At 69.8% G+C, this 25,978-nt stretch carries 26 protein-coding genes and 1 tRNA gene; 6 read left to right on the forward strand and 21 right to left on the reverse strand.

Features of this window, described 5'->3' with window-relative positions:
- Window positions 1-27 precede the first annotated feature (27 nt).
- The 9 genes from hflX to dusB form a co-directional block, all read right to left on the reverse strand.
- Window positions 28-1,374 (reverse strand): GTPase HflX, encoded by a 1,347-nt coding sequence (gene hflX / locus FG154_RS07555; protein ID WP_145106181.1) that lies wholly within the window; start codon window positions 1,372-1,374, stop codon window positions 28-30.
- Between the two features lies 1 nt (window position 1,375).
- Window positions 1,376-1,609 (reverse strand): RNA chaperone Hfq, encoded by a 234-nt coding sequence (gene hfq, locus FG154_RS07560; protein ID WP_002719962.1) that lies wholly within the window; start codon window positions 1,607-1,609, stop codon window positions 1,376-1,378.
- Window positions 1,610-1,766: 157 nt separating this feature from the next.
- Entirely contained in the window at window positions 1,767-3,278 is a 1,512-nt protein-coding gene (locus FG154_RS07565) for a potassium transporter TrkG (protein ID WP_145106184.1), read from the reverse strand.
- Between the two features lies 1 nt (window position 3,279).
- The gene (trkA, locus tag FG154_RS07570; RefSeq protein WP_145106186.1) at window positions 3,280-4,656 is read right to left on the reverse strand and encodes a Trk system potassium transporter TrkA; all 1,377 of its coding nucleotides are present in this window, start codon (window positions 4,654-4,656) and stop codon (window positions 3,280-3,282) included.
- A gap of 54 nt (window positions 4,657-4,710) precedes the next feature.
- The gene (ntrX, locus tag FG154_RS07575; protein ID WP_145106188.1) at window positions 4,711-6,141 is read right to left on the reverse strand and encodes a nitrogen assimilation response regulator NtrX; all 1,431 of its coding nucleotides are present in this window, start codon (window positions 6,139-6,141) and stop codon (window positions 4,711-4,713) included.
- The gene (locus FG154_RS07580) at window positions 6,138-8,399 is read right to left on the reverse strand and encodes a sensor histidine kinase NtrY-like (protein ID WP_145106190.1); all 2,262 of its coding nucleotides are present in this window, start codon (window positions 8,397-8,399) and stop codon (window positions 6,138-6,140) included. The genes ntrX and FG154_RS07580 overlap by 4 nt, the downstream gene beginning before the upstream one ends.
- Before the next feature lie 99 nt (window positions 8,400-8,498).
- Window positions 8,499-9,866: a response regulator gene (locus tag FG154_RS07585; RefSeq protein WP_145106193.1), complete on the reverse strand. Its 1,368-nt coding sequence runs from the start codon at window positions 9,864-9,866 to the stop codon at window positions 8,499-8,501.
- Window positions 9,866-10,972, reverse strand: coding sequence for a two-component system sensor histidine kinase NtrB (locus FG154_RS07590; protein WP_145106195.1), 1,107 nt, complete (start codon window positions 10,970-10,972; stop codon window positions 9,866-9,868). The genes FG154_RS07585 and FG154_RS07590 overlap by 1 nt, the downstream gene beginning before the upstream one ends.
- Window positions 10,969-11,949 (reverse strand): tRNA dihydrouridine synthase DusB, encoded by a 981-nt coding sequence (gene dusB, locus FG154_RS07595; protein WP_145106197.1) that lies wholly within the window; start codon window positions 11,947-11,949, stop codon window positions 10,969-10,971. The genes FG154_RS07590 and dusB overlap by 4 nt, the downstream gene beginning before the upstream one ends.
- A gap of 213 nt (window positions 11,950-12,162) precedes the next feature.
- Between dusB and ispD the strand changes: the two genes are divergently transcribed.
- From ispD to FG154_RS07615, 4 genes are all read left to right on the forward strand, one after another.
- Window positions 12,163-12,840 (forward strand): 2-C-methyl-D-erythritol 4-phosphate cytidylyltransferase, encoded by a 678-nt coding sequence (gene ispD, locus FG154_RS07600; protein WP_145106201.1) that lies wholly within the window; start codon window positions 12,163-12,165, stop codon window positions 12,838-12,840.
- A gap of 116 nt (window positions 12,841-12,956) precedes the next feature.
- Complete coding sequence (gene ispF / locus FG154_RS07605) at window positions 12,957-13,436, forward strand: 2-C-methyl-D-erythritol 2,4-cyclodiphosphate synthase (protein WP_145106204.1); 480 nt, start codon at window positions 12,957-12,959, stop codon at window positions 13,434-13,436.
- Complete coding sequence (locus FG154_RS07610; protein WP_145106206.1) at window positions 13,433-13,930, forward strand: phosphatidylglycerophosphatase A family protein; 498 nt, start codon at window positions 13,433-13,435, stop codon at window positions 13,928-13,930. Before ispF ends, FG154_RS07610 begins: the two co-directional genes overlap by 4 nt.
- Window positions 13,927-14,403, forward strand: a complete 477-nt coding sequence (locus tag FG154_RS07615) for a CinA family protein (protein ID WP_145106208.1) — start codon at window positions 13,927-13,929, stop codon at window positions 14,401-14,403. The genes FG154_RS07610 and FG154_RS07615 overlap by 4 nt, the downstream gene beginning before the upstream one ends.
- A gap of 98 nt (window positions 14,404-14,501) precedes the next feature.
- Here FG154_RS07615 and FG154_RS07620 read toward each other — a convergent pair.
- The 3 genes from FG154_RS07620 to FG154_RS07630 form a co-directional block, all read right to left on the reverse strand.
- Window positions 14,502-14,576 (reverse strand) — tRNA-Thr (locus FG154_RS07620).
- Between the two features lie 122 nt (window positions 14,577-14,698).
- Complete coding sequence (locus FG154_RS07625) at window positions 14,699-16,372, reverse strand: ABC transporter permease (protein WP_145106210.1); 1,674 nt, start codon at window positions 16,370-16,372, stop codon at window positions 14,699-14,701.
- Window positions 16,373-16,538: 166 nt separating this feature from the next.
- Window positions 16,539-16,793: a DUF2312 domain-containing protein gene (locus tag FG154_RS07630; protein ID WP_011908505.1), complete on the reverse strand. Its 255-nt coding sequence runs from the start codon at window positions 16,791-16,793 to the stop codon at window positions 16,539-16,541.
- Between the two features lie 159 nt (window positions 16,794-16,952).
- Between FG154_RS07630 and FG154_RS07635 the strand changes: the two genes are divergently transcribed.
- Window positions 16,953-17,168 (forward strand): hypothetical protein, encoded by a 216-nt coding sequence (locus tag FG154_RS07635; RefSeq protein ID WP_145106212.1) that lies wholly within the window; start codon window positions 16,953-16,955, stop codon window positions 17,166-17,168.
- Between the two features lie 64 nt (window positions 17,169-17,232).
- Here FG154_RS07635 and FG154_RS07640 read toward each other — a convergent pair whose 3' ends face one another.
- Together FG154_RS07640 and FG154_RS07645 are read right to left on the reverse strand one after the other, a co-directional pair.
- Complete coding sequence (locus FG154_RS07640; protein WP_145106215.1) at window positions 17,233-17,421, reverse strand: hypothetical protein; 189 nt, start codon at window positions 17,419-17,421, stop codon at window positions 17,233-17,235.
- Window positions 17,422-17,438: 17 nt separating this feature from the next.
- The gene (locus tag FG154_RS07645) at window positions 17,439-17,756 is read right to left on the reverse strand and encodes a TraR/DksA family transcriptional regulator (protein WP_011908502.1); all 318 of its coding nucleotides are present in this window, start codon (window positions 17,754-17,756) and stop codon (window positions 17,439-17,441) included.
- Between the two features lie 169 nt (window positions 17,757-17,925).
- Here FG154_RS07645 and FG154_RS07650 point away from each other — a divergent pair, with 169 nt between their 5' ends.
- On the forward strand, window positions 17,926-18,357 hold the full coding sequence (locus FG154_RS07650) for a protein tyrosine phosphatase family protein (protein WP_145106218.1): 432 nt from the start codon (window positions 17,926-17,928) through the stop codon (window positions 18,355-18,357).
- A gap of 10 nt (window positions 18,358-18,367) precedes the next feature.
- On the opposite strand, the gene FG154_RS07655 is transcribed toward FG154_RS07650, so the two are convergent.
- The 7 genes from FG154_RS07655 to FG154_RS07685 form a co-directional block, all read right to left on the reverse strand.
- Window positions 18,368-19,318 carry a FliM/FliN family flagellar motor switch protein gene (locus FG154_RS07655; RefSeq protein ID WP_246100167.1) on the reverse strand — a complete coding sequence of 317 codons (951 nt, stop codon included), beginning with the start codon at window positions 19,316-19,318 and terminating at the stop codon, window positions 18,368-18,370.
- A 57-nt stretch (window positions 19,319-19,375) separates the two neighbouring features.
- Entirely contained in the window at window positions 19,376-22,060 is a 2,685-nt protein-coding gene (locus FG154_RS07660; protein WP_145106221.1) for a sodium:solute symporter family transporter, read from the reverse strand.
- Entirely contained in the window at window positions 22,060-22,350 is a 291-nt protein-coding gene (locus tag FG154_RS07665) for a hypothetical protein (protein WP_145106223.1), read from the reverse strand. Before FG154_RS07665 ends, FG154_RS07660 begins: the two co-directional genes overlap by 1 nt.
- A complete protein-coding gene (locus FG154_RS07670) occupies window positions 22,347-22,715 on the reverse strand; it encodes a response regulator transcription factor (protein WP_145106226.1) in 369 nt (122 codons plus the stop codon). Before FG154_RS07670 ends, FG154_RS07665 begins: the two co-directional genes overlap by 4 nt.
- Before the next feature lie 125 nt (window positions 22,716-22,840).
- Window positions 22,841-24,127, reverse strand: a complete 1,287-nt coding sequence (locus FG154_RS07675; protein ID WP_145106228.1) for a helix-turn-helix domain-containing protein — start codon at window positions 24,125-24,127, stop codon at window positions 22,841-22,843.
- Window positions 24,128-24,246: 119 nt separating this feature from the next.
- Entirely contained in the window at window positions 24,247-25,092 is an 846-nt protein-coding gene (locus FG154_RS07680) for a fumarylacetoacetate hydrolase family protein (RefSeq protein WP_145106231.1), read from the reverse strand.
- Between the two features lie 9 nt (window positions 25,093-25,101).
- Window positions 25,102-25,845 (reverse strand): SDR family oxidoreductase, encoded by a 744-nt coding sequence (locus FG154_RS07685; RefSeq protein ID WP_145106233.1) that lies wholly within the window; start codon window positions 25,843-25,845, stop codon window positions 25,102-25,104.
- Between the last annotated feature and the right edge of the window lie 133 nt (window positions 25,846-25,978).

The following is a 25,978-nucleotide window of genomic DNA, read 5'->3' on the forward strand; positions in this document are numbered from 1 at the left end:
CGCGGCCGAGGCCGCCGCGCACCCCGGTCACAGATCGCGGTACCGCTTTTCCTGCCGGGCGGTCCATCGGACGTCGATCCGGTGGCCCTCGTCGGTTTCTTCCTCGGCCGTCACCACGCCCTCGGCATGAAGCCAGGCCCGGCGGCGGCCATCGGCAAAGCCGAGGGTCAGGGTCCGATCGGTCTTTTCCTCGTCGAAGGCGGCCGAGACCGCCTCGAGCAGCTCGGGCAGCCCTTCACCCGTAAGAGCGGAGAGGGCAAGGATCGTCTCCGACCGCTGGGCCTGCGCCACCAGCTGTTCGTGGGCCGCCCCCTCCACCAGATCGAGCTTGTTCCAGACCTCGTACTGCGGCGTCGCCCCCTTGACCCCGAGGCTCTGGAGGATCTCGGCCACGTCGGCGGCCTGCTCGGCCGTCTCGGGATGGGCAATGTCACGGACATGCAGGATCAGATCCGCCTCGAGAACCTCCTCGAGCGTGGCGCGGAAGGCCGCCACAAGCTGCGTCGGCAGGTCCGAGATGAAGCCCACCGTGTCGCTCAGGATCACCTTGCGCCCCGAAGGCAGCGTGACGCCCCGCATCGTGGGGTCGAGCGTGGCAAAGAGCATGTCCTTGGCCAGAACCTCGGCGCCGGTCATGCGGTTGAAGAGCGTCGATTTTCCGGCGTTGGTATAGCCCACCAGCGCCACGATCGGAAAGGGCACCTTGCGACGGCTGGCCCGGTGCAGCTCGCGCGTTCGGACCACCTTGTCGAGTTGGCGGCGGATGCGGATCACCTGCTCGTCGATGGCGCGGCGGTCGGCTTCGATCTGCGTCTCGCCGGGGCCGCCGACAAAGCCGAAGCCGCCCCTCTGCCGCTCGAGGTGGGTCCAGGCCCGCACGAGCCGGGTGCGCTGGTAGGAGAGCGCCGCCAGTTCGACCTGCAGCACACCCTCGCGGGTGCGGGCGCGGTCGGCGAAGATCTCGAGGATGAGCCCCGTCCGGTCGAGGAGCTTCACCCCCCATTCCTTTTCAAGGTTCCTCTGCTGGACCGGCGACACCGGCCCGTCCACCAGCACGAGACCGACCTCGAGCGCCTCGAAGCGGGCCTTCATCTCGGCGACCTTGCCGGTTCCGAACAGCAGCCCCGGCTGCGCCCGCGGAAGCCGCACGACCTCGTGGCCCACGATCTCCATGTCCGGCAGCGCCGCGGCAAGGGCCACCGCCTCGGCCAGACGATGCTCGGGCAGCCGGCGCGACCGCTCGCTGCGTATGTCGGGATGAAGCACGAAGGCACGCATCGGCTGCGACCGCGTCGCTCCGCCGGAAGCCTCGGGCTGGCCTCCCTCGACACCCTCGTGGCGGGGCTCCTCCTCCCCTTCCTCGGGATCGCTCAAATCAGTCGTCACCCTCGTAGAGGTTGATCGGTTGGCCGGGCATGATGGTCGAGATCGCGTGCTTGTAGACCAGCTGCGACTGTCCATCCCGGCGCAGCAGGACGCAGAAATTGTCGAACCAGGTAATCACGCCCTGCAGTTTAACACCGTTGATGAGAAAAATCGTTACCGGAACCTTTGCCTTTCTGACGTGGTTCAGAAAGGCGTCCTGCAAGTTTTGTTTATCGGCAGCCATCCGTTATCTTGCCTTTATGGTTGAGACGCTTCCGTCTTTCCTCGTTCCCCCCGGCTGCAATCCGACGGTCGGAATCGAGTATGGGCAGGACTCGCGGGAGATTCCAGCCCCAATAACAGATCCTTAGTTGAGTGCGGCAGGCCTGCCGCTTTTCCGCTTACCGCCGCCAGCTTGCGGGGGCCAGAAGCGCGAGGATTGCCAGCGTTTCCATCCGGCCAACAACCATGGCCGCGCCGGCGATGATCTTGGCCGCCGGCCCCAGTTCCGCCCAGCGGATCGGCGTCTCGACGGCAAGGTCGGCGAGCGGCCCCGTCGTGGTCAGGGCCGCAATGCCCAGCACCATCGAGCGCTCGAATCCGAGCCCCGCGAGGCTCAGCGCCGCCGTCACCACCGCAATGGAAAAGGCAAAGAGCATGAAGAAGATCCAGGCCACATAGGCGCCTTCGCGGCGCAACCGGCGGGCGACCACGCCCTGCCCGCCGATCGAGCTGGGATGGACGATCCTTTCAAGCTCGCGCTCGGCGTGGCGGTAGAGCGCATAGACCCTGAGAAGTTTCACGCCCCCCGCCGTCGTGGCCACCCCGCCCCCCACGATGGCAAGGCCGAGCAGGATCAGGCCGGGCGTGCCCAGCCCCGACCACGAGCGCGAGGCGACCCAGTCGCGGGATTCGTAGCCAGTGGTCGTGAGGAACGAGAGCGTGGTGAAGAGCCCTCCCCACATGGCGCGCGCGGCGGCCGAGATGTTCTGCGTGTCCTCGGTCTCGATCGCGCCGATCCAGTGGCGCAGGAACAGCACCACGGGCACGCCCAGCAGGAAGAAGAAGGCCATCATCACCTCGGGATCGCGGTGGATGGGCGTGTCGCGGTCCACCATGGCCGTGCCGGGCATCAGGCGGCGGGTGACGGCGAGGAACAGGAACAGGAAGATCAGCAGCTCGCCGGTAAAGCCCGCGCCGCCCGCCGTCATCGTCTCGATCGGCGAGATCCCGCTGGTCGAGAGGGTGCCCATCGCATGGCACAGCCCCACCAACCCGCTATCGCCTGCCAGCAGCAGCATCGCCCACAGCGCCAGCGTCAGCCCCGCATAGGCCGGGAACAGCGCGAGCGACTGGCGCACCAGCCGCTCGGTCGGGTCGGCGATGCGCGTGATCTGGCTCGCCTGTTCGCGCCCCGGCGCATGGCCCGAGATCACCTCCATCCCGCCCAGGCTCAGCGGCGCCAGCACCGCCATCGCCGCCGTCAGCACGAAGAAGCCGCCCAGCCAGCCCACCAGCGCCCGCCACAGATGAACCGAGGCCGGCAGGCGCCCCGGCGTGTCGTAGAGTGTCGCCCCCGTCGTGGTGAAGGACGAGAGCATCTCGAACCAGGCGTTGGTGAAGCTCGTGTCCGGCACCGCCATCAGGAACGGCAGCGCCAGCATGGGCGGAAGGACGAGGTAGGCGCCGACCAGCGTCGTCAGATGCGCCCGCGCCGCACGCGGCGGCGGCCGGTTCCGGGTGGCGATCGCAACCATGGCGATCAGGATGAGCAGGAAGGTCCCGGCATAGAAGAAGGCGCGCGCGACGTCATGTTCGCGCAGCACGAGCGCATGGGCCGCGGGCAGATACATCGCGGCGGCCCCGCCCGCCATCAGCACGACGATCAAGGGAACCGAGCCCGCGCCGCCCATGTCAGAAGAAGTCGATCGAGACCTGCAGGAGGCGCTCGACCTCCGGCACGTCCGCCGTCATGCAGAAGAGCGCGATCACGTCGCCGTCGTCCACCCGCAGGTCGCCGGTGGGCTTCAGCACCCGGTCGCCCTTCATCACCGCGCCCACCAGCACCCCCTCGGGGAAGTCGATGTCGCGGATGTGCCGCCCGGCCAGCGGCGAGGTCGAGAGCACCTGCGCCTCGATCACCTCGGCCTCGGCGTCCCCGATGGAATAGATCGCCCGCACCCGCCCGTGGCGGACGTGGCGCAGGATCGACGACACGGTGGTGGCGCGCGGGTTGATGTAGGCGTCGATGTCGAGCGCCTGCATGATCGGCAGCAGCGTCGGATCGTTCACGAGGACGATCGCCATCGGGCAGCCCGCCTGCTTGGCGCGGATCGCGGCGAGGATGTTGGTCTTGTCGTCGTCCGTCACCGCAAGCACGGCGTCGGCGCGGTCGATGTTGGCCTCCATCAGCAGGTCCATGTCGAGCCCGTCGCCGTTCAGGACGATGGTCCGCTCCAGCCCGTCGGCGGCGATCTCGGCCTTGGCGCGGTTGCGCTCGATCACCTTGACGCGCACCCGGTCGGCCCGCGCCTCGAGCGCCTTGGCCACGGCAAGCCCCACGTTGCCGCCCCCGATCACGATGATCCGCTCCTGCTTGCGCGAGGTCTTGCCGAAGATGTCGAGCGTGCGGGCCACATCCTCGGAATGGGCGAAGGTATAGACCTCGTCGCCCGCGAAAAGCTGGTCGCCCGGCTCGGGCACGAACAGCCGACCCTCGCGCCGCACGCCCACCACGATGGCGCGCAGGTTGGTGAACAGCTCGTTCAGCTGCCTCAGCGGCGTGTTCAGCACCGGGCAGTCCTCGTCGAGCGCGACGCCCAGAAGCTGGGCCTTGCCCTCCATGAAACTCTCGGTGTCGAAGGTCGAGGGCGCGGCGAGGCGCTGAAGCGCCGCCTCGGCCACCTCCTTCTCGGGCGAGATCACCACGTCGATGGGAAGATGGTCGCGGCGGTAGAGGTCGGAATAGATCGCGTCGAGGTAGCTCTGCGCCCGCAGGCGCGCGATCTTGCGCGTGATGCCGAAGATCGAATGGGCCACCTGACAGGTGACCATGTTGACCTCATCGGAGTGGGTGGCCGCAATGATCATGTCGGCGTCGCGCGCGCCCGCCTTTTCCAGCACATCGGGATAGGAGGCAAAGCCCACCACCCCCTGCACGTCGAGCGTGTCGGTCGCCCGCCGCACGAGGTCGGCGTTCATGTCCACCACGGTCACGTCGTTCCGCTCGCCCGAGAGGTGACGCGCGATCTGCCAGCCGACCTGGCCCCCGCCGCAGATGATCACCTTCATGTCACGGACTCCGCACTGTCAGGCCCACCTGCTTCGCAGAATGGCTGGCCGCGGTCAATCGGGCGCCCCGAGCGCCTCCTCCTCGTCCTCGAAATCATCCTCGATTCGGGCAAGTCGGCTGCCGCCCTTGGCCGTCGTGACCACGCCGAGCGACTTCAGCTTGCGATGCAGCGCCGAGCGTTCCATGCCGACGAAGGCCGCCGTCCGGCTGATGTTGCCGCCAAAGCGGTTGATCTGGGTGAGAAGATACTCGCGCTCGAACAGCTCGCGCGCCTCGCGCAGGGGAAGGGTCGCCAGCGCCCCGCCGAGGATCAGCCGCCCCTCCTCGCCCGGGGCGTCGTTGCCCGCCAACTCGCGCGCCTCGATCGGGCCCGAGCCATCGCCGAGGATCAGCACCCGCTCGATCACGTTGCGCAGCTGGCGCACGTTGCCCGGCCAGAGCATCGTCTGCAGCATCGCCTCGGCCTCGCCGGTCAGGCTGCGCAGGGGCAGGCCCTGACTGCGGTGGAACATCTCGATGAAATGCCGGGCGAGCATCGGGATGTCCTCGCGCCGGTCGGCCAGCGCCGGCACCTCGATCGGCACCACGTTCAGCCGGTCGTACAGCTCTTGCCGGAAGCGGCCGGCGGCGATCTCCGCCCGCAGGTCGCGCGTGGTCGAGGAGATCACCCGCAGATCGACGCGCACCTTGTCGGTGCCGCCCTGCCGGGTGAACTGCTGCTCGGTCAGCACGCGCAGGATCTTGGACTGCGTGCCCGGCGGCATGTCGGCCACCTCGTCGAAATAGACGATCCCGCCGTGCGCCTGCTCGAGCAGCCCCTGTTCGATCCCCCGGTCCGGGGTCTCGCGGCCAAAGAGTACCTCCTCCATCCGGTCGGGCTGGACCGTGGCCGACGAGACCGAGACGAAGGGCCCGCCCGCGCGGCCCGAGTTGGAATGGATGAAGCGGGCCGCCATCTCCTTGCCCGACCCCGCCGGGCCCGAGAGCATGACCCGCCCGTTCGATTTCGTGACCTTCTCGAGCTGCGACCGCAGCAGTCGGAAGGCGGGCGAGGCGCCGAGCATCTCGGCCGTACTGGTGTCGCGGCGGCGCAGTTCGCTGTTCTCTCGGCGCAGGCGCGCCGTTTCCATCGCGCGATGCACCACCACCATCAGCTGGTCGATGTTGAACGGCTTTTCGATGAAGTCGTATGCGCCCTGCTTGATCGCGGCGACCGCGATCTCGATGTTGCCGTGGCCCGAGATGATCACCACCGGCACGTCCGGGTTGTCGCGCTTCGTCCGCTTGAGGATGTCGATCCCGTCCATCCGGCTGTCCTTGAGCCAGATGTCCAGGATCATCAGCGCGGGGGGCTCGGCGTTGATCGCGGCCATGCATTCGTCCGAATTGGCCGCGAGGCGGATCTGGAAGCCCTCGTCGCGCAGGATATCCCCGACAAGCTCGCGGATGTCGCGTTCGTCATCGACGATCAGAATGCTGCTCATTTTTCCTCCAGTATCGCTTCGCCGGCCCTTGCGGCCCGCGCCCGGCTGCGCAGGATGCGGGGCAGCCGGATCTCGGCCATGGCCCCGCGGTGTCCGTCCTCGAAAAAGGCTTCGGCATCGGCAAGGGTCAGGATGCCGCCATGTTCCTCGATGATCTTCTTGACGATGGGCAGGCCGAGGCCCGTGCCCTTCTCGCGCGTCGTCACATAGGGCTCGAACAGCCGCGTCCGGTCGGGCGGCAGGCCCGTGCCATTGTCCGAGATGCGAATGAGGGCCTGATCCTCGTCCACCGCAAGGGACACGCGGATCTCGGGCCGCCACTTACCCCCATCGGTTTCAGCCCGCGCTTCAATGGCTTCTCCGGCGTTCTTCATCAGGTTTGTCAACGCCTGTCCGATCATGGTCGTGTCGATGTCGATCAGCCAGGCCTCGGCGGGCAGCGCGGCCCGGATCCGCACGCCGGGCTGGCCCGCCTCCTGCAACAGCACCGCATCGCGGACCAGCTTCACCAGATCCGCCTCGCGCCGGTCCGGCTCGGGCATCCGCGCGAACTTGGAGAATTCGTCCACGATCCGACGCAGGTCGTTGGTCTGGCGGATGATCACGTCGGCATATTGGTCGAGATCGCTCGCCTGCTCGCCCACCAGCGGGCGGAACTTGCGCTTGATCCGCTCGGCCGACAGCTGGATCGGTGTCAGCGGGTTCTTGATTTCGTGCGCGATGCGGCGCGCCACGTCGCCCCAGGCCGCCATCCGCTGCGCCGAGACCAGATCGGTCACGTCGTCGAAGGCCACCACATAGCCCTCGAGCCGCCCGCTCTCGGTGCGCCGCGGGCTCATGCGGACCAGAAGGCTCTCCATCCGGCCCTTGCGGATCAGGCGGATCTCTTCCTGCACGGCCGATCCCGTCTCGCGCAGCCGCTCGAAAAGCGCGGCGAACTCGGGGACCGCGACCGAGAGCGGCAGGTTTCCCGCCTCGGGCAACTCCAGCAGCCGCTCGGCCGCTCGGTTGATGAAATCGACCTGCCCCACGGCGTCGAGCCCGATCACCCCCGCCGTCACCGACGAGAGCACCGAATCGAACAGCCGCCGCCTCCGCTCGGTCTGGCGGTTGTTGTCCATCAGCGCGTCGCGCTGGCCCTTGAGCTGCCGGGTCATCTGGTTGAAGAGCCGCCCCAGCATGGCGATCTCGTCGTCGCCCTCCTCCTCGACCACCTGCACGTCGAGATCCCCCGCCCCCACGCGCTGCGCCGCGCCGGCCAGCCGCCCCACCGGGCGCGAGAGCCGCTCGGCGAACCACAGGCCCAGCCAGACCGCCGCCAGGATCAGGATCAGCGCGAACCCGAGGTAGAGCAGCCCGAACTCGAACAGCATCCGGCCGCGCTCGGCCTCCAGCTGGTGGTAGAGCACGACGGTCTCGCGCGTATCGTCCAGAAGGCTCAGGATCGAGCCGTCCACCGTGCGCGATACATAGAGGAAGCGGTCCGGGAAGGCCTCGAGATGCACGAGCGCACGGAACTCGTTGTTCGCCCAGTCCTGGATCAACGCCGTCTCGCCGGAACGGGCGCGCTCGATATCCTCGGCCGCGGGTTTCTCGAAGTCGAAGAGATAGCTGCGCTCGCCGCGCGTGCGCAGCTCGCCGCCGCCGTCGATCAGGAAGGCCTCGCGCAGGCCGCGCTGGATCCGGTCCTGGCCTTGCGTCAGCAGCGGGCGCAACTGGTCGTCGCGCAGGAAGAAGGTCGATTGCTTGGCCACGTTGAGATAGGCCGCCAGCGCCTCGGCATCCTCGATCAGGTCGCGGCGATGCTCTTCCTGATAGGCCTCGGCCGCGTTCAGCGACGCCCCCACCACCTGACGGACCCGGTCCGAGAACCAGCCTTCGATGCCCACGTTCACCGTCAGCATGGCGAAGACCGCCACCAGCACCGTGGGCACCAGCGCCAGCACCGCGAAGGTCCCCACGAGCCGCAGGTGCAGCCGCGACCCCGCCGACTGGCTGCGCCGGTCCGAGATCATGCGCGCGATCCGCGCGATCACCAGCGCCGCCACCACGAGGACATAGACGAGATCGGCCAGCAGCACGAAGCGCAGGCCGGGCGAGTTCGCCCCCTGGTTCATCGGCCCCAGCGCAAGGAAGGTCGCCAGCGCCAGAACCGGCCCCAGCATCACCAGCCCGAAGGCCGCCGCATTCTGGAAACGCCGCTGCCGGCGCCAGCGCGCCAGCTTGATCCAGGTGTTGCTGCGCGCAGCAGTCCGCACGGATGGTCTGTCCTGCCTCTCGGGGGGCGGTTGGGCCGCCCTCCCCGTTTCAGGCGCTGACCGGGTTCGTGCCCGCGTGCAACGCCGCCTGTTGCCGTTTTACATCAGCTTGCGGCGGCGTGTCACGCGAATATCGAGATCGGTGATCTTCTTGCGCAAGGTATTGCGGTTGATCCCCAGCAGATCGGCACATTTCGCCTGATTGCCGGCGGTGGCATCCAGCGCGATCTCGATCAGCGGCGCCTCGACCTCGCGCAGGATGCGCTGATAGACGCCGGGGGGCGGCAGCGCGCCGCCGTGCAGGTCGAAATAGCGCCGCAGGTGCCGCGCGACCGAGGACGAGAGCTTCTCTCCCTCGCCGCCGCCCTTCAAGGGCTCCATCGCGGGCTGGTTGCCCAGCACCGCCTCGACCTCGATCCGGGTGATCTCGGCCTCGGCCGAGGTGACCATCAGCCGCCGCAGCGTGTTTTCCAGCTGGCGAACGTTGCCGGGCCAGCTGTAGGCGCGCACCAGTTCGCGCGCGTCGTTCGACAGCCGCCGCGTCGCGCCCAGATCACGCTCGCCGCGGGCCAGGAAGTGATCGGCCAGAAGCGGGATGTCGTCCACCCGCTCGCGCAGCGAGGGGACATGCAGCGTGACCCCGCCCAGCCGGTAATAGAGATCCTGCCGGAACGACCCGCCCTCCAGCCGCGAGGCCAGATCCACCTGGCTCGTGGACATGATCCGGGGCGCGTTGTCGCCCATCATGTCGAGCATCCGCACGATGCGGGCCTGCGTCTCCTCGTCGTAATCGGCCACCTCGTCGAAGACGAGGCTGCCGCCCTTGGCCCGCGCCAGCAACGAGGCTGGCCCCTCGACCCCCTGCAGGTCCGCCGCCTGCGCCACCACGAAGGGCAGCGTCCGGCGGTCCGAGAAATCGTGGATCGCGCGCGCGATCAGCGACTTGCCGGTGCCCGACTCGCCGGTGATCAGCACCGGCAGGTCCGTGTTCATCACCCGCGCCACGAGGCGGTAGAGCGCCTGCATCGCCTGCGTGCGCCCCACCAGCGGCAGGTCATCGCCCGCCTCGCGCGGGGGGGCCGCCTTGTTCACCGGCGCGCGGCGCTTCATGTCAAGCGCGCGGGCCGAACGTTTCATCAGATCGGGCAGGTCGAAAGGCTTGGGCAGGTAGTCGTAGGCCTCGGCCTCGGCCGCCTGAATCGCCGTCATGATCGTGTTCTGCGCCGAGATCACGATCACCGGCAGGCCGGGACGCAGCTTCGAGATCCGCGGCAGCGCCTCGAGCCCGTTGCCGTCGGGCATGACCACGTCCGAGATCACGAGGTCGCCCTTGCCCTCCTCGACCCAGCGCATCAGGGTCATCAGGCTGGAGGTCGCGTGCACCTTGCAACCCGCCCGCGTCAGGGCTTGCGTCAGCACCGTGCGGATCGTGCGATCGTCGTCCGCCACCAGAACAGTGCCGTCCATCACTTCACCTCCATGTCATTCAGCGCCGCTTCCCGGGGCGCGACCGGCAGCGAGACCCGGAAGACGGTGCGTCCGGGCGCTGAATCGACGGAAATCAGCCCGCCGTGATCCGATATGATCTTGTTGACCAGCGCGAGGCCCAGCCCCGTGCCATTCTCGCGCCCCGAAACGAAGGGCTCGAAGATCTCCTTGGCGATGTCGGGCGAGATGCCCGGCCCGTCGTCGATGATCTCGACCTGCAACGGCAGCGCCCCGCCCGATCCGTCGCTCCGCCGCAGCCGGAGCGAGATGTCGTAGAAGGTGCGCAGCCGGATGCGGCCGCCCTGCGGGCCCGCCGCCTCGGAGGCGTTCTTGATCAGGTTCAGGAAGACCTGCATCAGCTGGTCGGGATCGGCGTAGGTCGCGGGCAGCGAGGGATCATATTCCTCGGTGATCCGCATCCGGGCCGCAAAGCCCACCGCCGCGGAACGCCGCGCGCGGTCGAGCGCGTCATGGATGTTCACCGGCCGCCGCTCGGGCGGACGCAGATTGCCGAACTGTTCCACCTGCTCCAGCAGCTTCACGATGCGGCGCGTCTCCTCGACGATCAGATCGGCCAGTTCGCGGTCCTCGGGGGCGAGATTCATGGCGATCAGCTGCGCCGCGCCCGAAATGCCCGCCAGCGGGTTCTTGATCTCGTGCGCCAGCATCTCGGCCATGCCGATGGCGGATTTCGCCGCCGACTTGGCGGCCGTCGCCCGCCCCAGCCGGTCGGCGATCTCGCGCGGCGAGATCAGCAGCATGACGACCTCGGCATTGTCGTGCAACGGCGCGATCTGGATGTTGCACTGGACCGGCGGACGCTCGCCCGAGGTCACGTCCACATCGTTGATGAAGATCGGCGACTGGTTGATCCGGGCCCGCGTCACCGCCTCTTCCACCGGCGCGTCGATCGTCAGCCGGTCAAAGGCGGGCTGGCCCTGCAGGCTTCGGGACGAGGCGTTCAGGAATGCCTCGGCCGCGGGGTTCGATTCGATGATGCGGCCCTCGGGATTGATCAGCACCGCCGGCAGCGGCAGGCTGGCCCAGATCACGCCGGGAACCGGATAGGGCGAACGAAAGCTCATGCGGCGACCCTTTCCTGCGCGCCGAAAGCCTGCTGCAGCCGCCGGACCACCTGCGCCGGATCGGTGCCGGTCACGATGGGGCCGCGATGCGCGGCGAGGCCCGCGGCCTCGAGATACCAGTTGAGATGCTTGCGCGCGACGCGCAGCCCGAGGTCACGGCCGTAAAAGGAGAGCATCTCCTCGTAATGGGCCACGACCAGATCGGCGAGCGCGGCCCCGAAGGGCGCATCGGGCAGCGCCCGCCCCTCGAGCGCGGCCGCGATGCGGCCAAGCAGCCACGGGCGGCCCTGCGCCCCGCGCCCGACCATGACCCCCGCCGCCCCCGAGGCCGCGAGCGCGGCCCGCGCCTCCTCCGGCCCGGTGATGTCGCCGTTGGCCACCACCGGCACCGCGACCGCCCCGACCACAGGGCGGATCGCGGCCCAGTCGGCGCGGCCGGTGTAGAACTGGCAGCGCGTGCGGCCGTGGATCGTGATCATCGCCACGCCCGCGGCTTCGGCCCGGCGCGCGATCTCGGGCGCGTTCAGCATCCCCTCGTCCCAGCCGAGCCGCATCTTGAGCGTGACCGGCACCGTCACCGCCGCCACCACCGCCTCGACCAGCGCGAGCGCGCGGTCCGGCTCGCGCATCAGCGCCGAGCCCGACCAGCCGTTCGTGACCCGCTTGGCCGGGCAGCCCATGTTGATGTCGATGATGCGGGCGCCCTGCGCCTCGACCATGCGCGCGGCCTCGGCCATCCAGTGCGGATCGCAGCCCGCAAGCTGCACCGCCGTCCGCCCCTCGGCCGCGCCGATCTCGGCCCGCGCCCGCGCCTCGGCGCCCGCGCAGACCATCTCGCGGCTCGCCACCATCTCGGACACGACGAGCCCGGCGCCGAAACGCACGGCCAGCCGCCGAAAGGGAAGATCCGTTATTCCCGCCATCGGCGCGAGGAGCACCGGCGGATCCACCGGAAGCTGAGCGATGCGAAGGGCCAATTGCCTATTCCTTGTGCGTCAGCCCTCAGTTACGGCCAGCCGAGGCGGAAGACAATTCGGCTCGTCACAGCTCTGCCGGATAATCGTGCTTTGCATCATTTTTAGGCGTCTTTGCTGAAACTGCTGACTCTCCGTAGCCGGGCCGCGACAGGAGGGTCGATTGTCTCGGGCGGCGCCATCGCATAGAGGTTCGGGCAGAGGAATGACGGGATCATGACGACAGCCGCAATCATCGTGGCCGCCGGACGCGGCACAAGGGCGGGCGGAGAGCTGCCCAAGCAGTGGCAGCTTCTGGCCGGGCAACCCGTGGTGGCCCGTGCGCTTGCGGCCTTTCGCGCCGCGCCGGGCGTGCACCAAACGCTTCTCGTGATCCACCCGGACGATCGCGCGCGGGCCGAGGCCCTGCCCGACGTGGCCGAGGGGGCCGTCGAGCTGGTCGAGGGCGGCGCCTCGCGGGATGCCTCGGTGCGCAACGCGCTCGAGGCGCTGGCGGGCCGCGGCATCGGGCGCGTGCTGATCCACGACGGCGCGCGTCCGCTGGTGGACCAGAGCCTCATCGCCCGGATGATCGGGGCGCTCGACGCCTCGCCCGGTGCGGCCCCCGCGGTGCCGGTCAGCGATGCGCTCTGGCGCGGCGAGGGCGGGCGCGTCGTGGGCACGCAGGACCGCACCGGCCTCTTCCGGGCCCAGACCCCGCAGGCCTTCCGCTTCGAGGCGATCCTGGCCGCCCACCGCACCCATCCGGGCGGCGCGGCCGACGATGTCGAGGTGGCGCGCGCCGCAGGGCTCGAGGTCGCCATCGTCGAAGGCTGCGAGGACAATCTGAAAGTGACCTACCCCGGAGATTTCGCGCGGGCCGAGCGGCTGCTGGCCGCGCGCCCGGCCCCCTGATGCCGCCGGACCTCCGGCCCTCGGGGCGGAGGCCGGCCAGGACACCGCCGGCCCCATGGGTCGGCCCATGACACCGCCGGCCCCGCCGGCGGCCACCGACGAACGAGGAGACTGGAATGGACATCCGCACCGGCAATGGCTTTGACGTGCACGCCTTCGGCCCCGGCGACCATGTGTGGCTCTGCGGGGTGCGCGTGCCGCATCACCGCGGCCTGATCGGCCATTCGGACGCAGACGTGGGGATGCATGCGCTGACCGATGCGATCTATGGCGCGCTGGCCGAGGGCGACATCGGCGTTCATTTCCCGCCTTCGGACCCGCAATGGAAAGGCGCCGCCTCGCGCATCTTCCTCGAACATGCGATGGGCCGGATCGCGGCCCGCGGCTTCACGCTGGCCAACTGCGACGTGACGCTGATCTGCGAGCGCCCGAAGATCGGCCCGGTCGCCCCCGCCATGCGCGAGGCCCTGGCCGCGATCATGGGGGTCGAGGTGGGCCGGATCTCGGTCAAGGCCACCACCTCGGAAAAGCTGGGCTTCACCGGCCGCGAGGAGGGCATCGCCTGCATCGCCACCGCCACGCTCCTGCAGGCATGAGGGTCTCGCACGCGATCTGCATCGGCGGCGGGATCGGCCTGCTGAAGCCCGCGCCCGGCACCTGGGCCGCCGCCGTCGCGGTGGCGGCGGGTCTGGTGCTGCACGGGCTGGGCAGCTTCCCCCTGCTGCTGGCCGCGACGCTCGCCGCCTGCGCGCTCGGCCTCTGGGCCGCGCGGGAAGAGCTGAAGCTGCGCCCCCACGCCGACCCGCCCGAGTTCGTGATCGACGAGATCGCGGGCCAGTGGATCGCGCTCTCCTTCCCCTCCTGCGGCTTCTGGCTGATGGGGCTCGACAGCTGGAACTTCCCCTATCCGGGGTGGCTGGCGGCCTTCCTGTTCTTCCGCCTCTTCGACATCTGGAAGCCGGGCCCGATCGGCCGGCTCGACCGGCGCGAGGACTGGGTGGGGCTGATGGCCGACGACCTGCTGGCGGGCGTCTTCGCGGGCGTGGCGACGATGATCGCGGCGGGCATCGCCCATGGGGTCCTGATGTGAGCCCGGCCGAGCTTCTGGCGCTCGCGCGGGCGAGGTCGGCGCGGATCGCCACGGCCGAAAGCTGCACGGGCGGCATGATCTCGGCCGCGCTGACCGATGTGGCGGGCTCGTCCGACGTGTTCGACCGGGGGTTCGTGACCTACTCCAACGCCGCGAAGGTGGCGATGCTGGGCGTGGCCCCCGAGACGCTCGCCCGCGTCGGCGCCGTATCCGAAGAGGTTGCGCGCGAGATGGCCGAAGGCGCGCTGGCCCGTTCCGAGGCCACGCTTGCGGTGGCCGTCACCGGCATCGCCGGCCCAGGCGGGTCCGAGTTCAAGCCCGAAGGGCGGGTCTGCTTCGGCCTCGCGCGCCGGGGCGGCCCGACCCGGGTGGAAACGGTGGAATTCGGTCCCCTCGGACGGGCCGAGGTGCGGCGCGCGTCGGTCGAGCGGGCGCTGTCCCTGCTCGCCACCGCGCTTGCCGAAGGTTCGTGACGGGCGAGACGTGACCCTTGCCGGGGCGCCGGCCGCGGCTGCCGATCCGGCGACCCAATCCCGAGGCATCTGGACCTGCCCTCTGGCAGAGAGGAGAATGGTGCCGGCGGAGGGGATCGAACCCCCGACCTTCGGTTTACAAAACCGCTGCACTACCGCTGTGCTACACCGGCCAAGGCGGAGAACCTCCGCTCGGACCGCGCGGCAGGAACGATCTGCCGGCCGCTGTCCGACGCCACGGGCAAGCCCGCGGCACCCGCTCCCGATAGCGCGCCGCGGCCGGCGGCGCAAGTCCTCACCGCACGCGGTTGGCCCGCGCCAGAAGGGCCACCGCGGCGATCCCCACCAGCATCACGAGCAACGCGGCCGGCGCGGCCTCGCCCAGCCGCTCGAGGCTCGCCTGCTCATGCGCGCGCGTGGCGAGCGTGTTGTAGTTGAACGGCCGCAGAAGCAGCGTCGCGGGCAGCTCCTTCACGCAATCGACGAAGACCACCAGCAGCGCCGTCGCCACCGAACCGCGCATCAGCGGCAGATAGACCCGGCCCAGCACCGCGCCCGGCCCCCGTCCGAGCGACCGCGCCGCCATCGGCAGGCTGGGCGAGATCCGGCCAAAGGCCGAATCCACCGCGCCCTGGGCCACCCCGAAGAAGCGCACCATGTAGGCCAGCACCAGCGCCGCCGCCGTCCCCGTCAGCAGAAGGCCCGGATCGCGTCCGGTCACCGCGGCCACCGCATCGGCCAGCCGGTGATCGAGGGCGGCCAGCGGGATCAGCAGACCCAGGGCCAGCACGGCGCCCGGCGCGGCATAGCCCAGCAGCGTGAGCGGCAGCACCAGCCGCGGCAACCCCCGCCGCGCAAGCCGCACGCCATAGACCAGAAACACCGCCCCGCCCACCGTCAGGACCGCGGCGACCCCTCCCACCGTCAGCGTGTTGGCCAGCGCGCGCGTCAGACCCGGCGAGGTCCAGGCGTCCGGCTTGCGCAGCGCATGGTTCAGCATGACCCCCACCGGCAGCAGGAAACCCATCGCCACCGGCAGGGCGCACAGCGTGCTGGCCATCCACCCGCGCAGGCCGCGCAGGTGCACCGGCTGGATCGGGCGCGCCCCCCGCGACATGCGGTGAAAGCGCGCGTTCCGCCGCCCGATCCGCTCGAGCGCCAGCAGCAGGAAGATCAGCACCAGCACAACGCCCGCGATCTGCGCCGCTCCGCCCGCGTTGCCGGCTGTCAACCAGACCGAGAAGATGCCGGTCGTCAGCGTCTGCACACCGAAATGCTCGACCGTGCCGAAGTCGGCGACCGTCTCCATCATGGCCAGCGCCACGCCCGCGGCGATGGCGGGCCGGGCCAGCGGCAGGCCCACGCGGAAGAAGAGCCCCCAGGGGCCCTTGCCCAACGCCCGCGCCACCTCGTAGGAGGCGCCCGACTGCTCGCGGAAGGCCGCCCGCGCCAGGAGATAGACGTACGGATAAAGCGCCGAGGACAGCACCAGGATCGCAGCCCAGCGCGAGCGGACCTCGGGGAACCAGTAGTCGCGGGCCGACTGCCAGCCGGCCAGCCCGCGAAGCGTGGTCTGCAGCGCGCCCGAATAGTCGAAGAAATCCGCCAGCGCGTAGGCGCCGATGTAGGCGGGAATGGCCAGCGGAAACAGCAGCGCATGATCCAGCACGCGCGCGCCAGGAAAGCGATACATGGTGACGAGCCAGGCCGCGCCCGTTCCGACCGCCGCCGTCAGCACCGCCACCCCCGTCATCAGCACGAGCGTGTTGGTCAGATAGCGCGGCAGAACCGACGACAGCAGGTGCGGCCAGATGTTCTCGACCGGGTGAAAGGCAATCCACACGATCGAGACGATGGGCATCAGCACGAGCGCCGCGATGACCAGCGCGCCCAGGGACCAACCGTCAGGCCGAGGCAGCCGCAGGCCCTTGCGCGGGGCGCGCAGATCCGAGGGGCGGGGGTCGATCATGCCTGCCGCATAGCCGAATGCGGATTTCCTGTCCAGAAAAGCCCGTGCAATCCCCGTTCCCTTTCACCTGCGCCGCGGAACCCGTCGGCGATCCGCAGCCGGCCCGGGGCGCTTCGCGGGGCGCGCCTTGATCGCCCGAGACAGGGGCGGAAGGCCCGCCGGCCGCTCAGGCCATCCCGAGGGCGTTCTTGTAGAGTTCGAGGATGGTCTCCTCCTCGGCGATGTCGTCGGGCTTGCGCTTGCGCAGGGCCACGACCTTCTTCATCACCTTGGTGTCGTAGCCGCGGCCCTTGGCCTCCGCCATCAGCTCTTTCTGCTGCTCGGTGACGTCCTTCTTCTCGGCCTCGAGCTGCTCGTACCGCTCGATGAACTGGCGCAGCTCGTCGGCGGTGACGTTGTAGGAATCCAGCGGGTCGCTCATCTCTCTGCCTCTTGGTCTCGTTTGCGCCCCTCCTATCGCGGGCCGGGGTGCCGGATCAAGCGGCACAAGGACGGCCCCGGTCACGGCCGCCGGGCGAGCACCCTTGCCAGCGGCCGTCCGCTCGGCTAGGCCCGCCACGCAATCCAGCGGGAGACGGGCATGGAATGGATGATCTGGATCGGAGCCGCGATCTCGCTCGCCGGTGTCGGCGGGCTCGTCTGGTGCATCTGGCTGGCGCTGTCGGCGCGTCGCTCGGGCCTGCCCGATGCCGAGATGCGCGAGCGTCTGCAGCGCGTCGTGGTGCTGAACCTCGCCGCGCTGGGGGTCTCGGCCATCGGCCTCATGTGTGTGGTGATGGGCATCCTGCTCGGCTGACGGCCTGAAGGCCGTCCCCGAGGTGCATTCGGGCAAGAGTGCCTTTCGGGCCGCAGGTCCGCCGTCACACCGGCATGTTGTCGAAACCGGCCTCGATTTCGGCGTCAGTGCGATCCACGGGCGGAAGCACAAGCGCCAGCCCCTGCATCTCGGCCAGCAGGTGGGCCAGAGCCTCCGTCGTGGCGTCGGCCGGATCGGCGGCGGGGGCCTCGGGCACGGGCGGAACCAGGGCCGGTTTTCTCGCGGTCAACATCTTTCCTCCTCCGCCGGTCATCCGGCGCAATTGCGGCAGAACGGCGTGTAGGGCAGCACGTCCAGCCGGGCGTCGCCGATCGGGGCGCCGCACTTCATGCAGTAGCCATATTCATCCGCCTCGATGCGGGCGAGCGCCGCCATGATCGCGCGGATCTCCTGCTGTCCCGAGTTCCCCATGCTCTCGAGCACCTCCTCGGTCTCGCGCTCGGTGGCGAGTTCCTCCCAGTCGCGGGAGTTGTGCGAGTCGAGCTCTGCCTCGATCCCCTCAAGTCGCGCACCCAGATCGGCAAGCCGGGCCTCGAGTTGGCTCTTGCGTCTGGCGATGTCGATCATGGCGCACCTCCTGTGGTGGGGCGAGGTTAGGCGAAGGACCGGGATGCCTCCTTGATGCAGGTCAATGATTTAAGCCCAACGGGGCGCCCACGGCGCCGCCCGCGGCCGACGGCTTTCCTCGGCCGGCGCCGGGCGCTATGGTCGCAGGCACCGTTTCGAGAGGATCTTCATGACGTTCCGCCCCCTCACCGATGGCTATGCCGTCGCGCCGCAGATCACGCCCGAGGATCTGGCCGCCCTCCGCGCCGCAGGCTTCACGACGATCATCGACAACCGGCCGGACAGCGAGATCCCGGCCGACCTTCATGCCGCCGAGATGCGCCGGGCGGCCGAGGCGGAGGGGTTCACCTTCGTCGAGAACCCGGTGATCGGCGGGGCGATCACGCTGGAAAACGTGCACCGGCAGCGCGAGGCCATCGACGCGGCCACGGGGCCGGTCCTGGCCTATTGCGCCTCGGGCAACCGTTCCTCGGTGGTCTGGGCGCTGGCGAACGCGGGCCGGATGCCGACGGACGATCTGATCGCCCTGCCGGCCCGGCACGGCTACCAGCTGGAAGGGTTCCGGCGCGAGATCGACCGGCTGGCCCAGCAAGGGACCTGATCACGGGGAGCTAATCGTCGGTTCCGGTCATGGCGAAGGGCACCACGCCCGATGGCGAGGCGGCAGGCGCCGACGCCGGGGCAAGGCGGATCGCCCGCATCCCGCGATGCTGCCCCAGCCGCCCCTCGGCCACCTGACGCCCGTCGAGAGCGACGAAGGCCACATCCTCGAGCGTGGCCTTGGAGAGGTCCACCACGTCCCCGACCTGCCAGCCCATCACGGTCCCGAGCGGGAGGGTGACGCGGGCGAGCACGGCGTCAAGCAGGCATTCCGCGCCCATCACCTGATCTGCCAGCGCCATGCCGAAATCCGAGACCAGGGCCGCGGCCTCCTCGGGCGTCTCGGGCCGAAGGGGCGGCTCGCCCCGCCCCTCGGCCGGCAGCGCAAGAAGCAGCGGGCCCGATTTGGCGCCAAGCGCCAGATCCACATTCACCGTCAGGACACGATAGGCGCAATCCTCGAGCAGCAGCCCGAGCGGCCGTGGATCGTCGAGAAACGAGGCATAGCGAAAGCCGCCGGCCCAGATCCGGTCCTCATCCTCGGCCAGAAGGAACTCCAGTTCCGCAAGCGTCTGGTCGATGAAGCCCGACACCATGGCCGCATCCGTGCGTGTGGGCTTGCGGCTGGCCGGGGCCAGCGCGCTGACGCGGCCGATGGTCTGCACCTCGATCAGCGCCGACAGGACGGGCGGCGACAGGGCGACAAGGCCAAGACCTTCCCCCGGCCCCTCGACGATGGCGTAGAGCGAGCGTTCTTCCGGCATCTCGAGCAGTTCGGCCAGCGAGCGGCGCGCGGACGAAAGCCCCGCCACATCGAGCGCCAGCGCGAAGGCATCCCGCGCCGCGCGCGCCAGCGACAGGCGCAGGGCGCGCTCGGCCCCCGTGACCTGCGCCACCACCGGCCGGGCCTTTGCCTCGATCTTTCGCCTGAGCACGCTTTCCGCCACAGCCCTGTCCCGCAACCGCCTTCCGTCCTTCTGGCATGGCAGGGTTGAGAAAGGGTTGACGTCCGCGCGCCCTCAGGCCGCGCGTTGCAGGCGCAGCGGCAGCGTCACGCGGAAGGCGGCCCCGCCCTGCCCCGGCAGATAGGTGATCGTGCCGCCAAGGTTGGCCATCACCTCGCGGCAGATGGCAAGGCCGAGGCCCGCGCCCCCGGCCCGCGTCTGGTCCGACAGACGGGCGAACTTCTCGAAGATCAGCTCCTGGCTCTCCTTCGAGATGCCCGAGCCGTTGTCGGCGAAATCCACCGTCACCCGCCCGCCCTTCTGGCGGACCGAGATCCGCAGCTCGGGATGGGCCGCATCGCAATATTTGCGCGCGTTCGAGATCAGGTTGATGAAGACCTGCGCCAGCCGGTCGCTGTCGGTGTAGAGGAAGATGTTCTCGGCCGCCGGATCACGCTGGATGGTGAAGCTGCGCTCGGGCCGTGTGTGGGCCGCGGCCTGCAGCGCGCGGTCGATCATCTGCTGAAGATTGGCGAGCCCGAGGTTCAGCTGCACCGATCCGTTCTCGAGCACCGACAGGTCGAGCAGGTCGTCGAGCAGCCGGGTCAGACGGATCGCCTCTTCGTGGATGATCCGGGCGTGGCGCGCGGCCATCTCGGGCGGAAGGTCGCCCTCCATCAGGATCTCGGAGAAGGCCCGGATCGAGGTCATGGGCGTGCGCAGCTCGTGGCTGATCTGGCTGAGGAAGGCGTCCTTCTGCACCGACAGGCGCGTGAGCTTGTCGTTGGCCTCGCGCAGCTGGCGCGCGGTGCGGGTCAGTTCCTCCTGCTGCGCCTCGAGGCGTGCGGAATATTCCATGATCTGGGCGGTTTCGTTGGCCACCGCCATCAGATCCTCGACCGACACCGCCGCCCGGCCCGCCAGCTGGGCCAGCATCGCGTGGGCCGTGGCCGCGCCGACCGAGCCCGCAAGCCGCCGCTCGAGCCGCTCGACGAAGGCGGGGATCGGGTCGGGCAGGTAGCCCTCCTTGCCCTGCAACCGCGCCTCGGACTGGAAGAGCGCCAGCGCCTCCTCCTCGCCGAGGATGCGCTGGGCCATCACCAGCAGTTCCTCGGCCTCGGCCTTGCCCTCCGCCCAGCCCTGCGGGCCGCGGTTTCCGGTCTCGAACACATTGACGAAGGCCGCGCCCTGCAACCGCTCGAGCGGGCGCGGAAAGCTCACCAGCGAGGCGGCGCAGAAGACGGTGCCGTTCAGCACCAGCGACCAGAACATCGCATGGATCAGCGGGTCCATCCCCTCGACCCCGAACAGCGCCTGCGGCCGCAGCCACGCGATGCCGAACGGGCCCTCGAGCAGCATGCGCGCGGGGATCACGGCGTCGGGTCCGAAGGAAGGCAGGAAGAGCGTATAGGCCCAGACCGCAAAGCCCAGCGTCAGCCCCCAGAGGGCGCCGGTGCGGGTGGCGCCGCGCCAGAAGATCCCGCCGAGCATCGCGGGCAGCATCTGCGCCACCCCCACGAAGGAGATCAGCCCGATGGTGGCCAGCGCACTCGACCCGCCCGACAGGCGGTAATAGCCATAGCCCAGCCCCAGCACGCCCGCGATCGAGATCCGCCGGGCGAGCAGCACGATGCCCCGCACGTCCCCCGCCACCCCCGGCGTCGCCCGGAGCGACAGCCAGAGCGGCATGACGATGTGGTTCGAGACCATCGTGGCCAGCGCCACCGCGGCCACGATCACCATGGCGGTGGCCGACGAGAAGCCGCCGAGGAAGGCGAGCATCGCGAGCCCACCCTGCCCCTGATCGAGCGGCACCGTCAGCACGAAGAGGTCGGGGTTCGCCCCCTCGGGCATGATCTCGAGCCCCACGACCGCGATCGGCACGACGAAGAGGCTCATGAGGAACATGTAGAGCGGGAAGGCCCAGCTTGCCGTGGCGAGGTGGCGCTCGTCCCGGGTCTCGACCACCAGAACCTGGAACATCCGCGGCAGGCAGATCACCGCCGCGGCCGAGAGCATGGTCAGACCGGCCCAGCGAGACGGCACCAGATCCCAGTCGGCGATGACCGAGCGGTCGATGCGCGCGATCACGTCGGCGGGGCCGTCGGCCACCCCCCAGACCACGAAGGCCCCTACCGCCACCAGCGCCACGAGCTTGACGACGCCCTCGACCGCGATGGCGGTGACGATGCCGGTGTGCTGCTCGTTGGCGTCGAGCTTGCGGGTGCCGAACAGGATGGTGAAGAGCGCCAGCCCCGCCGCCACCCAGACCGAGGTGCTGTCGTGGTCGGGCATCTGCCAGCCCTCGTGCGGGCCGCTGGCAAAGACGCTGAAGCTCAGCGTGACGGACTGAAGCTGGAGCGCGATGTAGGGCGTGGCGGCCACCACGCAGAGCAGCGTCACCAGAACCCCGAGCAGGTTCGACTTGCCATAGCGCGACGAGATCAGGTCGGCGATCGAGGTCACGCGCTGCTGTCGCCCGATCCGCACCAGCTTGCGCAGCACCCACCACCAGCCCACGAAGACCAGCGTCGGCCCGAGATAGATGGTCAGATATTCCAGCCCCGAACGCGCGGCGTAGCCCACTGCGCCGTAGAAGGTCCAGGCGGTGCAGTAGATCGAGAGCGAGAGCGTATAGACCAGCGGCGAGCGCAGCCAGGGCAGCGCCTCGCCCACCGAGCGGCGCTCGACGAGGAAGGCCACGAGGAACAGAAGGATCACGTAGCAGAGGCAGGCCAGGACGAGGATGTCGAACGGCATCAGTCCGCCCCGCCTCCGCCGGCGCCCTCATCGCCCGCGCCATCCTCGCGCGGCTCGGCCCGCAGGCCCCGCGCCATGACCGCGGCCGCCAGGATCAACAGCGCCCAGATCGCGAAGAGATAGATCCCGTCCGGCGCCGTGTCGCGGCGGTCGGTGGCGGCGGGCTCCCACAGGATCGGCAGCAGGAACAGGAAGGCGCCCAGCACCGGCAGCATCCGCGCCGCATCCCGCAGCCGCCTTTTGCGGTAGGATCGCCGCGCGAGAAACAGCGGCGAGCGCCGGCGGCTCATCGCGGCACCAGCGCCCGGACCGACGCCAGCATCTCGGTGTTGGAAAAAGGCTTCGACATGAAGGCATCCACCCCGGCCCGTTCGGCGGCGGCCCGGTCGCGCACCTGCCCCTTGGCCGTCAGCATCAGCACCGGCAGATCCTCGGTCTGGGGATCGGCCCGCAGCGCCGAGAGGATGTCAAAGCCGCTCATGCCGGGCAGCATCAGGTCGAGGATCAGAAGGTCGGGCTGCGTGCTTCGCACCGCTTCGATCGCGTCCGCGCCACCGGAATGGGTCGAGACCTTCAACCCGTCGCGCATCAGGATGAACCGGATCGCTTCGGCAATGTTCGGCTCGTCCTCGATCAGCAGCACATGCGCCGTCATGCAACATTCCCCCGCAACCCGCACCCGGAGCCTCCCCGCCCCGTGTCAACTTACGATGCTAGACGCGTTGCTGTCAAAGCGGGAGGTCGCCGATCACGCCCCCTGCGCCGCCGGAAACCGCCCCGTCACGACCCTTCCAGCAGGATCGAGGGCTCGCGCCGGGCGGGGCATCCCGCGCGCGGACAGATCCGGCACGAGGTTCCCACGGGGCGCGGCTCGAACGACGGGTCGGGCACCGCCGGCTCGATCAGCATACCCGCCTCGCGCAGTTCGGGCCCCGAAAAGCCCGCCGGATGGCGCGGCTCGCAGAAGGCTCGGGCGCGGTAGGAGCGGCGGGCGCGGGCCGCGGGCTCGATCACCGCCTCGACCGGGCTCATCGGATGGGCCAGCGCCTCGAAGAGCGGCCAGAGCGGACAGGCGGCGCCGAACCGCGGCAGCAGGAACCCCTCGGGCGGCTTGCGGAAGACCAGCGTGCCCGATCCGTCGCAGATCACGAGGCCCGCCAGCGCGCCCGGCAGCGTCGCCATCCGCCGGAAGACGGCAAGAACCCCCACGCCGAAGCGGCGGGCCACCAGCAGCGGATCGCCCTCCGAGCGGATCGCGGCGCGGAAGGCATCGAGCGGCATCGCCGCCGCATCCGCCTCGGCGCGCAGGATCCAGTCGCGCGCCATCGCCCGGCCCGCCGCCGACGCCAGCCCCTCGAGTTCCGGCTCGAGCAGCGCCCGGCCGCCCGGCTCCTCCAGCTCGGCCAGATGCCAGCCGCGGGCGGCAAGCCAGCCCTCCACCTCCTCCTGCGGCGCGGCGAGGCCCTGCTCCTCGTCCTCGGCAGCGGCATCGAGATAGGCCACCAGCGCCTCGGCCCCCACCGCCAGCCGCTCGCTGTCGGTGTGGATGTTGGCGTGGAAACGCGCCCGCCAGTCCGGGTCGATGTCCTCGGTCTCGGCCAGGATCGCCGCGGTCGAGCGCACCGCGCTCACCGCCGACAGCACCTCGTGCAGCGCCTGGCTGAGGTGGGTGTCGTGGGTCAGGCGGTCGTTCAGCGCGGTGACGGTGCGCTCGAGCAGGCCCAGCCTCCGGTGCTGCGTGGCCAGCATCCGCGCCCAGCCCGGAAAGCGGCCGACGAAATCCTCGACCCGGTCCAGTTCGGGCTGCTCGTCGCCGCCCGACGCGGCCGCGGCGCGCAGATCCTCGACCAGCACCCCCTCGGCCCCGGCCGAGAGCGTCTGGGCCTCGATCTTCAGCGCCCGCGCCAGACGCCCCAGCACCTCGTCGCCGATCCGGCGGCGGTTGTGCTCGATCAGGTTGAGATACGAGGCCGAGATCCCCGCCGACCGCGCGAGATCGGCCTGCCGGAGCCCCAGCTGCAGGCGCCGCTCGCGCACCCGGCTGCCCGTGAGCGCCGTCATCGGCATGGTCCGTCCCTCCCGGCTTTACAGGATCATCCTGTATTATCCGGGGGAAGCACAGGGCTTTTCAACCCCGCCTCGCATCGCCGTGGGGGCCGGGCATTGCCGGCCCCGATGCGGCGCGCTCAGGCGTCGGCGATCACGTCCTGCCGCTGCCGGCCCAGCCCCTCGACACCCAGCTCGACCACGTCGCCCGCCTTCAGGAACCGGGGCGGCTTCATCCCCAGCCCCACCCCCGGAGGCGTCCCGGTCGAGATCACGTCGCCCGGATGCAGCGTCATGAACTGCGAGAGGTAGCTGACCAGAAAGGCCACGCCATAGACCATCGTCCGCGTCGTGCCGTCCTGCATCTTCTGCCCGTTCACCGACAGCCAGAGCGACAGGTCCTGCGGATCGGCCACCTCGTCCCGCGTCACGAGCCAGGGCCCAAGCTGGCCGAAGTTGTCGCAGCTCTTGCCCTTGGTCCACTGGCCCGACCGCTCGGCCTGAAAGGCCCGCTCGGAGACATCGTTGGCCACCGCATAGCCCGCGACATGGTTCAGCGCCTCGGCCTCGGAGACATACTTGGCCTTCCGCCCGATGATGACGGCCAGCTCCACCTCCCAGTCGGTCTTGACCGACCCGCGCGGAATGATGATCGGATCGTTCGGACCGCAGATCGCCGAATTGGCCTTCATGAAGATGATCGGCTCGGGCGGGACCTGCGCGCCGGTCTCGGCCGCATGGTCGGAATAGTTCAGGCCGATGCAGATGAACTTGCCGATCCCGCCCACGCAGGGGCCGAGGCGCGCATCTTCGGCCACGACCGGCAGGCCCGCGCCGTCGATCCCGCGCAGCCCGGCCAGCCCCTCGTCCGACAGGACGTCGCCCGCCACGTCCGGCACGATGCCCGAGAGGTCGCGGATGGTGCCGTCGGTCCAGACGAGCCCGGGTCGTTCGGCCCCGGCGGGCCCATGGCGCAGCAGTTTCATGGTGTCTCCTCAGATATTGGACCAGCCCCCGTCGATGACGTGGGCGACCCCGGTGGTGTAGGCGGATTCGTCCGAGGCGAGATAGACGACGAGCGCCGCGATCTCCTCGGGGCGGCCGATGCGGCCGATGGGCTGGCGCGCCACGAAGGCGCGCCGCGCGGCCTCGTAGTCGCCGGTCGCGCGGAGCCGCTCTTCGAGCGAGGGGCTCTCGACCGTGCCGGGGCAGATCGCGTTGCAGCGGATGCCCTGACCGATGAAGTCGGCCGCGATGGATTTGGTCAGCCCCACGACGCCCGCCTTGGTGGTGCCATAGACGAAGCGGTTCGGGGCTGCGATGGCCGCCGAGACGACCGAGGCCATGTTGATGATCGACCCGCCGCCGCCCGCGATCATGCCGGGCAGGAAGGCGCGGCACATGCGATACATGCCCGTCAGGTTCAACCCGACCGAGAACTCCCAGCTCTCCTCGTCGCAGTCGAGGATCGTGCCCGAGGCGACGAATCCCGCGCAGTTGAAGAGCACGTCGAGCGGCCCCGCCGCCTCGACGGCGTCTGCGATCAAGGCCGGATCGCGCACGTCCAGACGGCGCACCTCCAGCCCCTCGGCGGCGAGGCTTTCGAGTGCGGCCGCGTTCACGTCGGTCGCCAGCACCCGCGCCCCTTCGCGCGCCATGACGAGGGCCGAGGCCCTGCCGATCCCCTGACCCGCCGCCGTGACCAGCGCGCGCTTTCCGGTCAGCCGGCCTGAGCCCATGGTCTCCTCCGCTTCCTGTTCGGCCTCAGCAAAGAGCATTCCCGATGCGAGAACAAGCCTTGCCGGCGCAAAAGGGCCGGCTGATCGAAGGGCGCGCAAGAGGAACTTCTGGCTGAGACGGGATGATGCTCGG

It is taken from the genome of Cereibacter sediminicola, from assembly GCF_007668225.1.
Lineage (GTDB): Bacteria > Pseudomonadota > Alphaproteobacteria > Rhodobacterales > Rhodobacteraceae > Cereibacter_A > Cereibacter_A azotoformans.

Bases quoted from the DNA above. Each gene is read 5' to 3' on its own strand.
- hfq (WP_002719962.1), bottom strand. From the start codon at position 1,609: ATGGCTGCCGATAAACAAAACTTGCAGGACGCCTTTCTGAACCACGTC.
- FG154_RS07565 (WP_145106184.1), bottom strand. From the start codon at position 3,278: ATGGGCGGCGCGGGCTCGGTTCCCTTGATCGTCGTGCTGATGGCGGGC.
- trkA (WP_145106186.1), bottom strand. From the start codon at position 4,656: ATGAAGGTGATCATCTGCGGCGGGGGCCAGGTCGGCTGGCAGATCGCG.
- ntrX (WP_145106188.1), bottom strand. From the start codon at position 6,141: ATGAGCAGCATTCTGATCGTCGATGACGAACGCGACATCCGCGAGCTT.
- FG154_RS07585 (WP_145106193.1), bottom strand. From the start codon at position 9,866: ATGGACGGCACTGTTCTGGTGGCGGACGACGATCGCACGATCCGCACG.
- FG154_RS07590 (WP_145106195.1), bottom strand. From the start codon at position 10,972: ATGAGCTTTCGTTCGCCCTATCCGGTTCCCGGCGTGATCTGGGCCAGC.
- ispD (WP_145106201.1), top strand. From the start codon at position 12,163: ATGACGACAGCCGCAATCATCGTGGCCGCCGGACGCGGCACAAGGGCG.
- ispF (WP_145106204.1), top strand. From the start codon at position 12,957: ATGGACATCCGCACCGGCAATGGCTTTGACGTGCACGCCTTCGGCCCC.
- FG154_RS07610 (WP_145106206.1), top strand. From the start codon at position 13,433: ATGAGGGTCTCGCACGCGATCTGCATCGGCGGCGGGATCGGCCTGCTG.
- FG154_RS07625 (WP_145106210.1), bottom strand. From the start codon at position 16,372: ATGATCGACCCCCGCCCCTCGGATCTGCGCGCCCCGCGCAAGGGCCTG.
- FG154_RS07630 (WP_011908505.1), bottom strand. From the start codon at position 16,793: ATGAGCGACCCGCTGGATTCCTACAACGTCACCGCCGACGAGCTGCGC.
- FG154_RS07635 (WP_145106212.1), top strand. From the start codon at position 16,953: ATGGAATGGATGATCTGGATCGGAGCCGCGATCTCGCTCGCCGGTGTC.
- FG154_RS07640 (WP_145106215.1), bottom strand. From the start codon at position 17,421: ATGTTGACCGCGAGAAAACCGGCCCTGGTTCCGCCCGTGCCCGAGGCC.
- FG154_RS07645 (WP_011908502.1), bottom strand. From the start codon at position 17,756: ATGATCGACATCGCCAGACGCAAGAGCCAACTCGAGGCCCGGCTTGCC.
- FG154_RS07650 (WP_145106218.1), top strand. From the start codon at position 17,926: ATGACGTTCCGCCCCCTCACCGATGGCTATGCCGTCGCGCCGCAGATC.
- FG154_RS07660 (WP_145106221.1), bottom strand. From the start codon at position 22,060: ATGCCGTTCGACATCCTCGTCCTGGCCTGCCTCTGCTACGTGATCCTT.
- FG154_RS07665 (WP_145106223.1), bottom strand. From the start codon at position 22,350: ATGAGCCGCCGGCGCTCGCCGCTGTTTCTCGCGCGGCGATCCTACCGC.
- FG154_RS07670 (WP_145106226.1), bottom strand. From the start codon at position 22,715: ATGACGGCGCATGTGCTGCTGATCGAGGACGAGCCGAACATTGCCGAA.
- FG154_RS07675 (WP_145106228.1), bottom strand. From the start codon at position 24,127: ATGCCGATGACGGCGCTCACGGGCAGCCGGGTGCGCGAGCGGCGCCTG.
- FG154_RS07680 (WP_145106231.1), bottom strand. From the start codon at position 25,092: ATGAAACTGCTGCGCCATGGGCCCGCCGGGGCCGAACGACCCGGGCTC.
- FG154_RS07685 (WP_145106233.1), bottom strand. From the start codon at position 25,845: ATGGGCTCAGGCCGGCTGACCGGAAAGCGCGCGCTGGTCACGGCGGCG.